Below are 8,720 nucleotides of genomic sequence, written 5' to 3' on the forward strand. Positions count from 1 at the left end.
TAGTAACAGCTGATTCTAAAGAGCCTAATGCTCCAGTAGTAGTCACAATTGGTGGTAAAGAATTCCCAGGCACCACAGATGCTGATGGCAAAGTAAATATAACTATCACAGATAAAGATGTTATAGACGGACTTCAAAAAGGTAACGAGGTTAAAGTAGAAGTAACTGATAAAGCTGGCAATAAAGGTGAAGGCAAAGGTGAAGTTGGTGATCTAGAATTTAATGATAAAACAGCTCCAGAAACTCCAGAGGTGACATTTGTTGAGGATGGCGATGGCAACAAGATATTAAGCAAGACTGAAAACAGCGAAGATTTTGATAGTAAGCATACAACGGTTAAAATTTCTACCAAGGATGCGATAGCTGGTGATAAAATTGACTATAGCATAAATGGAAAGGAACAACCAACTCACACACTTACTGAAGCAGAAGTACAAAAAGGCTTTATAGAAGTTAAAGTCCCAGTAGGCAATGGCGGCGATGAGATAAGAGTTGAAGCAAAAATTGTCGATCAAGCAGGCAATCCTAGTGGAAGCAAAGATGCTAGCCTAACAGTCGGATCATGGATAGATTTAAAACTTGGCACTATAGAGCTAGATGAGAGTAGCAAACCTGGCGGTGGTGCAAATCAAATGCAAAATAACAGCAAAGTTATTAATCTAACCGACGGCAACGACAATATGATTGTTAATACTGGTCTTTTTACACACGGTTCTGTGCTTAATGCTGGAAAGGGCAATGATCATGTGCTTATTACAGGAGCATTAGGTTCGGTAGGTACGATATGGGATTCAAGCATACATGGCACTGTTAATCTAGGCGAAGGAGGTAGTGTCATAACCAAGGCATCTGCTATTTCTATTGACTCAAATGTACCAAATGCTAGATTTGTCATTAAAAATGGTGCGGGCGAAGTAATAGGCGAAGGAACAACCAATAACGAAGGAAAATTTGATGGTGATCTTAAACTTAGCAAAGCCATCATGCCTAAAGATAAAATAACAGCAGAGATAACTGATAAAGCTGGTAATGTTGCTAGTGATACTGAGATAGTTGCTAATGTATCTGGCCTAGAAGCTGGAGGTCGCTACTATAACAACCTACTAGAGATAGGCACAGATATAGATCACGGTGAGGTTAATGCTGGTGCAGGAAACGATAAGGTAGTTACTAGAGTAAGGGCTGGTAGTGGTCATATAACAGGACACTCTCATATCAACTTAGGAGATGGGGATAATGAACTAATTGTCAAAACAAATATAGATGATTCTATAGTTAAAGCTGGTAGTGGCGATGATATAGTGACTGTTGGTCAATGGCAAAAATTTGGTCAGGGCTGGATAACAGATGGTTCTACTATCAAGTTAGGTGATGGTAACAACACATTAACAGTCGGTACAAATATAGAAGGAAGTATTGTAGAAACTGGAAAAGGCATAGACCACATTAAGGTTGGTAACTATATACATAATTCTACTGTAAAATTAGGCGCTGGTGATGACACGTTGGAAATAACAAAGCAAGACATGCAAGGTAATGATATAGACGGTGGTACTGGTTACGACAAGCTAATCATCAAAAATCCAGGAGCGACTATAAATTTAGACAATATAGCCAAACATGCTAATAATTTTGAAGAGATTAATATTTCTAATTCGAATCAAAAGACAACAGTAAATGTTACTCTAAAAGATGTTATGGATATAACTGATAGCGACAATGTGCTAGCGATAACAGGTGACTCTGGGGATAAGGTTTCTTTAACTGGTGGCAGAAGCGCTGGATGGAGAGAAGCTGCAAGTAGCGATCATGCTAGAGATGGCTATAAGACATATACAAATACAGACGACAACGGCAATACTGTATTTGTTCAAATCAAAAATGAAGTAGACGTCCCTCTATAATCATTTACGTATAAATTTGATACTAAATTTATAGTATCAAAATACACAAGGAGAGCAAGGAAGCTCTCCAAATTTCTATCGCAAAAATAAAATTTCAATTTATAAAACATTTTTTCATTTTTTAATCTCCCTTTAAGCATCCCTCATATATAATTCCAGCTCACGAAACGAGAAACCACCTTTAACTTCAACGTTAATAAAGCCTTTTTCTTATCGTTGTTCTTTTAACTTACAATTGTTAAACTATTAGTCAATCTTTGAAATCTAAACAAGTGATCGATTGAGCCAGTCTATTATGATTAAATAATAGATTAGACAAACTAATATAAAAACTAAAAGTTTTTTTGATTAAAAACTTCATAATAAATACTAAAAGCAATTTTAGTAAAAACATTATTACTAGATTGCATTAGCAATCTTAGTCTTTAGTGTTGCTTCTTAGTAAAGCTTTGCTTTACGCTAAAGAAGGTTAATATGGAGAGTTTGATCCTGGCTCAGAGTGAACGCTGGCGGCGTGCCTAATACATGCAAGTCGAACGGACAAGTAAGAGCTTGCTCTTATGAGTTAGTGGCGCACGGGTGAGTAATGTATAGCTAATCTGCCCTACACTAGAGGACAACAGTTGGAAACGACTGCTAATACTCTATACTCCTGTCTGACATAAGTTAGATAGGGAAAGTTTTTCGGTGTAGGATGAGGCTATATTGTATCAGCTAGTTGGTGAGGTAATGGCTCACCAAGGCTATGACGCATAACTGGTCTGAGAGGATGATCAGTCACACTGGAACTGAGACACGGTCCAGACTCCTACGGGAGGCAGCAGTAGGGAATATTGCTCAATGGGGGAAACCCTGAAGCAGCAACGCCGCGTGGAGGATGACACTTTTCGGAGCGTAAACTCCTTTTGTTAGGGAAGAACAATGACGGTACCTAACGAATAAGCACCGGCTAACTCCGTGCCAGCAGCCGCGGTAATACGGAGGGTGCAAGCGTTACTCGGAATCACTGGGCGTAAAGGACGCGTAGGCGGATTATCAAGTCTCTTGTGAAATCCTATGGCTTAACCATAGAACTGCTTGGGAAACTGATAATCTAGAGTGAGGGAGAGGCAGATGGAATTGGTGGTGTAGGGGTAAAATCCGTAGAGATCACCAGGAATACCCATTGCGAAGGCGATCTGCTGGAACTCAACTGACGCTAATGCGTGAAAGCGTGGGGAGCAAACAGGATTAGATACCCTGGTAGTCCACGCCCTAAACGATGTATACTAGTTGTTGCTAAGCTAGTCTTGGCAGTAATGCACCTAACGGATTAAGTATACCGCCTGGGGAGTACGGTCGCAAGATTAAAACTCAAAGGAATAGACGGGGACCCGCACAAGCGGTGGAGCATGTGGTTTAATTCGAAGATACGCGAAGAACCTTACCCGGACTTGATATCTAACAAATCATCTAGAGATAGAAGAGTGTCTGCTTGCAGAAATGTTAAGACAGGTGCTGCACGGCTGTCGTCAGCTCGTGTCGTGAGATGTTGGGTTAAGTCCCGCAACGAGCGCAACCCACGTCATTAGTTGCTAACAGTTCGGCTGAGCACTCTAATGAGACTGCCTTCGTAAGGAGGAGGAAGGTGTGGACGACGTCAAGTCATCATGGCCCTTATGTCCGGGGCGACACACGTGCTACAATGGCATATACAATGAGAAGCAATATCGCGAGATGGAGCAAATCTATAAAATATGTCCCAGTTCGGATTGGAGTCTGCAACTCGACTCCATGAAGCCGGAATCGCTAGTAATCGTAGATCAGCCATGCTACGGTGAATACGTTCCCGGGTCTTGTACTCACCGCCCGTCACACCATGGGAGTTGATTTCACTCGAAGCCGGAATACTAAATTAGTTACCGTCCACAGTGGAATCAGCGACTGGGGTGAAGTCGTAACAAGGTAACCGTAGGAGAACCTGCGGTTGGATCACCTCCTTTCTAGAGTACATATAGATATTCTCTCACAAGATATCTATAAGAAAGATATTCTCAATCATCCTTGTTTAGTTTTGAAAGATTGATAGACCTATAGGGGCCTATAGCTCAGCTGGTTAGAGTGCACCCCTGATAAGGGTGAGGTCACAAGTTCAAGTCTTGTTAGGCCCACCAGAGAATTTAATTGGGGAATTAGCTCAGCTGGGAGAGCGCCTGCTTTGCACGCAGGAGGTCAGCGGTTCGATCCCGCTATTCTCCACCATAAAATAGTTTAACAGTAAAAGTCTATATTAAGTGTTTTTAGAAACATTTACTTTAGACTTTTAAGCGTACTTAATCTTTATTGATGACGAAGTTGCCGAAAGTAACTTTGTGCTTTAGGGGTTTCCAAAGGGTGTAACTCTTTGGTCGTAAAGACTAGCTTGCTAGTCTGCGAAGTCTAAATGTTCTTTTAATTAATATTGTTAATAGTCACAAGCAAGTTTTAAAAACAATTTTACAGGACTTGTTAAAGATTTAAATTTCTATTCTCTTTGCATTTAATGCAAAAGTTTGACATCACAATCTATTTAGGATTTAAAACTTATCTAAATAGTAGTCAATGCTTTCCGTCTTGAGAGTTAGAATTTAAATGTAGTAACATAAAGTTATCTTTAACAAGGAAGTGATGCGAATTAGAATAATCTAATATAGAAAAGGTAAGCTACAAAGAGCAAGTGGTGGATGCCTTGGCTAGTAGAGGCGATGAAAGACGTGCCAGGCTGCGATAAGTCTCGGGGAGCCGTCAAGGGGCTTTGATCCGGGAATTTCTGAATGGGGCAACCCAACTAATAGAGATATTAGTTACCGTATAACGGAGCGAACGAGGGGAATTGAAACATCTTAGTACCCTCAGGAAAAGAAATCAAAAGAGATTACGCTAGTAGCGGCGAGCGAACGCGTAAGAGGGCAAACCACTAGTTTACTAGTGGGGTTGTAGGACTGCAATATAGACTAAACTTAGCTAATAGAACAACCTGGAAAGGTTAGGCACAGAGGGTGATACCCCCGTATATGAAAGCTTTATTTTACTTAGCAGTATCCTGAGTAGGGCGGAACACGTGATATTCTGTCTGAAGCTGGGTAGACCACTATCCAACCCTAAATACTACTACTAGACCGATAGTGCACAAGTACCGTGAGGGAAAGGTGAAAAGAACTGAGGTGATCAGAGTGAAATAGAACCTGAAACCATTTGCTTACAATCATTCAGAGCCCTATGATTTATCAGGGTGATGGACTGCCTTTTGCATAATGAGCCTGCGAGTTGTGATGTCTGGCGAGGTTAAGGAAACCCGGAGCCGTAGCGAAAGCGAGTCTTAATAGGGCGTTTAGTCAGACGTTGCAGACCCGAAACGATGTGATCTATCCATGAGCAGGTTGAAACCGGTGTAAGAGCCGGTGGAGGACCGAACCCGCTAGCGTTGAAAAGCTATGGGATGACTTGTGGATAGGGGTGAAAGGCCAATCAAACATCGTGATAGCTGGTTCTCTCCGAAATATATTTAGGTATAGCGTCATGTAGTAACACTAGGGGGTAGAGCACTGAATGGGCTAGGGCATACACCAATGTACCAAACCCTATCAAACTCCGAATACCTAGTGTGTAATCATGGCAGTCAGGCGGCGAGTGATAAAATCCGTCGTCGAGAGGGGAACAACCCAGACTAACAGCTAAGGTCCCTAAATCTCATTTAAGTGGAAAACGATGTGGAGTTACTTAAACAACCAGGAGGTTGGCTTAGAAGCAGCCATCCTTTAAAGAAAGCGTAATAGCTCACTGGTCTAGTGATTCTGCGCGGAAAATATAACGGGGCTAAAATGAGTACCGAAGCTTTAGACTTAGTTTTACTAAGTGGTAGGAGAGCGTTGTATTTGTGTTGAAGGTATACCGGTAAGGAGTGCTGGAGCGAATACAAGTGAGCATGCAGGCATGAGTAGCGATAATTGGGGTGAGAATCCCCAACGCCGTAAACCCAAGGTTTCCTACGCGATGCTCGTCATCGTAGGGTTAGCCGGGTCCTAAGCAAAGTCCGAAAGGGGTATGCGATGGAAAATTGGTTAATATTCCAATGCCAACTATAATGTGCGATGGAAGGACGCTTAGAGTTAGAGGAGCCAGCGGATGGTAGTGCTGGTCGAAAGGTGCAGGTTGGAGTTCAGGCAAATCCGAGCTCCTTTAAGCCGAGGCCTTACAGGTGCGTGAAGTTCTTCGGAATGAATCGTAAATCCTTGATACTGTCGAGCCAAGAAAAGTTTCTAAGTTTAGTTATAGTTGCCCGTACCGTAAACCGACACAGGTGGGTGGGATGAGTATTCTAAGGCGCGTGGAAGAACTCTCTTCAAGGAACTCTGCAAAATAGCACCGTATCTTCGGTATAAGGTGTGCCTAACTTTGTGAAGGATTTACTCCGTAAGCATTGAAGGTTACAACAAAGAGTCCCTCCCGACTGTTTACCAAAAACACAGCACTCTGCTAACTCGTAAGAGGATGTATAGGGTGTGACGCCTGCCCGGTGCTCGAAGGTTAATTGATGACGTTAGCTCTGCGAAGCGTTTGATCGAAGCCCGAGTAAACGGCGGCCGTAACTATAACGGTCCTAAGGTAGCGAAATTCCTTGTCGATTAAATATCGACCTGCATGAATGGCGTAACGAGATGGGAGCTGTCTCGAAGAGGGATCCAGTGAAATTGTAGTGGAGGTGAAAATTCCTCCTACCCGCGGCAAGACGGAAAGACCCCGTGGACCTTTACTACAGCTTGACACTGCTATTGGGATAAAAATGTGCAGGATAGGCGGGAGGCTTTGATCCATAGACGCCAGTTTATGGTGAGCCATTGTTGAGATACCGCTCTTTTTTATTCTGATAGCTAACTAGCTTGAGTTATCCTCAAGTAGGACAATGTCTGGTGGGTAGTTTGACTGGGGCGGTCGCCTCCCAAAATGTAACGGAGGCTTACAAAGGTTGGCTCAGAACGGTTGGAAATCGTTCGTAGAGTATAAAGGCATAAGCCAGCTTAACTGCGAGACATACACGTCAAGCAGAGACGAAAGTCGGTCTTAGTGATCCGGTGGTTCTGTGTGGAAGGGCCATCGCTCAAAGGATAAAAGGTACCCCGGGGATAACAGGCTGATCTCCCCCAAGAGCTCACATCGACGGGGAGGTTTGGCACCTCGATGTCGGCTCATCGCATCCTGGGGCTGGAGCAGGTCCCAAGGGTATGGCTGTTCGCCATTTAAAGCGGTACGCGAGCTGGGTTCAGAACGTCGTGAGACAGTTCGGTCCCTATCTGCCGTGGGCGCAAGAAGATTGAGGAGAGTTGACCCTAGTACGAGAGGACCGGGTCGAACCAACCACTGGTGTACGAGTTGTCCTGCCAAGGGCACCGCTCGGTAGCTATGTTGGGATGTGATAACTGCTGAAAGCATCTAAGCAGGAAGCCAACTCCAAGATGAATCTTCTTTTAAGAGCTCATATAGACTATGTGTTTGATAGGCTGGGTGTGTAATGGATGAAAGTCCTTTAGCTGACCAGTACTAATAGCTCGTCTGCTTATCTTTTAATAAGCATCACTTCCTTGTTAAGGATAAAAACTTAATAAGATATGTTTTTACAAAACTTTGTTTATGACTTTTAACTTTATCTAGTAGTGTTAAATAAGAGATTTATCTAATATATCTTTTATTTAACACTGCCCGTGACTATACAGACGAGGAAACGCCTTGCTCCATCTCGAACCAAGAAGCTAAGCTCGTCCTGGCTGATGATACTCTCCCTTACTGGGATGTTGGGAAAGTAGGTCGTTGCGGGCTTTGTTGTTAATCTGCTTTAATTCTTATATGTTTAATTGATTAATTAATTTTTTATGTTTTTTATATTATTGAGTTGTTTGCCTTTTTAAAATTTATTTTCTTGTTTTTTTAAAATTTTTTATTTAGTTAATATGTTTATTTTTATTAATGAAAAATTGCAAATTATGACGAGATGGTGTTAAGGTATGATGCTCTCGGTCTATGATAATATAGGTTAATAGTATGAAATAGGTCTTTGTAAAAAAATACTTATGATGATGTTAAATTTTTCAAGCATAAAAAATGTATAGACTGCAAACTAGCCAAAGAAAACGGCCTAGAGATGGTTGATCAAAAGTACTTTTTCACACAGTTTAGATATGACGCACTCCAAAGGGCTAAAGAGAAACAAAAGCTCATGCTTGATAGTGAAAAGACAAAGAAAACTTCGCTAAATTTATATGAGCGTCCATATCTTGGCACTGTTGGAGCGATTGCGCTTGATAAAAATGGCAATCTAGCTGCAGCAACCAGCACTGGTGGTATGACAAATAAAATGACTGGCCGTATAGGCGATAGTCCGATAATTGGCTCTGGGACCTATGCAGATAATGGCTCAGTGGCAGTCTCTTGCACAGGTACAGGTGATATCTACATGCGTGTAAATGCTGCTCATGAGGTCTCAGCTCTTTATAAATACAAAACTTCAGATGTACAAAAAGCAACTGAGGAGGCTGTAAAAGAGGTAGTAGCACTAGGCGGTAGTGGTGGTATCATCTCTATTGATAAGTCTGGTAAGACTGGCTTTGCTTGGACTAAAGATAAACTTGGTATGTATCATGGTGAGGCAAGACTAGGAGCTAAACCAGTTGTTTACTGGCCACTTGGCGAGAAATGATTAGATAGCTAGGTCGGATTATATCCGGCCTAGTTTTTAAAGGGAGAAAGTTTATTAAAATATATAAATTGCTCCAAGAACGATAAATGCTCTTAGGCAAAAACCGC

Annotated in this window: 2 protein-coding genes, 2 tRNA genes and 3 rRNA genes; all 7 read left to right on the top strand. The window is 42.1% G+C overall.

Features of this window, described 5'->3' with window-relative positions; genetic code table 11:
• On the top strand, positions 1-1,904 hold a 1,904-nt coding region (locus FZ945_RS03185), incomplete at its 5' end, for a hypothetical protein (protein ID WP_187424155.1).
• A gap of 471 nt (positions 1,905-2,375) precedes the next feature.
• Positions 2,376-3,886 (top strand): 16S ribosomal RNA (locus tag FZ945_RS03190).
• A 94-nt stretch (positions 3,887-3,980) separates the two neighbouring features.
• Positions 3,981-4,057 (top strand) — tRNA-Ile (locus tag FZ945_RS03195).
• A gap of 12 nt (positions 4,058-4,069) precedes the next feature.
• Positions 4,070-4,145: transfer RNA gene (locus FZ945_RS03200), tRNA-Ala, on the top strand.
• A 434-nt stretch (positions 4,146-4,579) separates the two neighbouring features.
• Positions 4,580-7,484: ribosomal RNA gene (locus FZ945_RS03205) — 23S ribosomal RNA — on the top strand.
• A gap of 133 nt (positions 7,485-7,617) precedes the next feature.
• Positions 7,618-7,736: ribosomal RNA gene (gene rrf, locus FZ945_RS03210) — 5S ribosomal RNA — on the top strand.
• Together the 16S, 23S and 5S rRNA genes with 2 tRNA genes alongside form the textbook arrangement of a ribosomal RNA operon.
• A 286-nt stretch (positions 7,737-8,022) precedes the next feature.
• Positions 8,023-8,613 carry an isoaspartyl peptidase/L-asparaginase gene (locus FZ945_RS03215; RefSeq protein WP_262367131.1) on the top strand — a complete coding sequence of 197 codons (591 nt, stop codon included), beginning with the start codon at positions 8,023-8,025 and terminating at the stop codon, positions 8,611-8,613.
• Positions 8,614-8,720 lie beyond the last annotated feature (107 nt).

This window comes from Campylobacter concisus (assembly GCF_902460535.1).
Classification (GTDB): Bacteria; Campylobacterota; Campylobacteria; order Campylobacterales; family Campylobacteraceae; genus Campylobacter_A; species Campylobacter_A concisus_AS.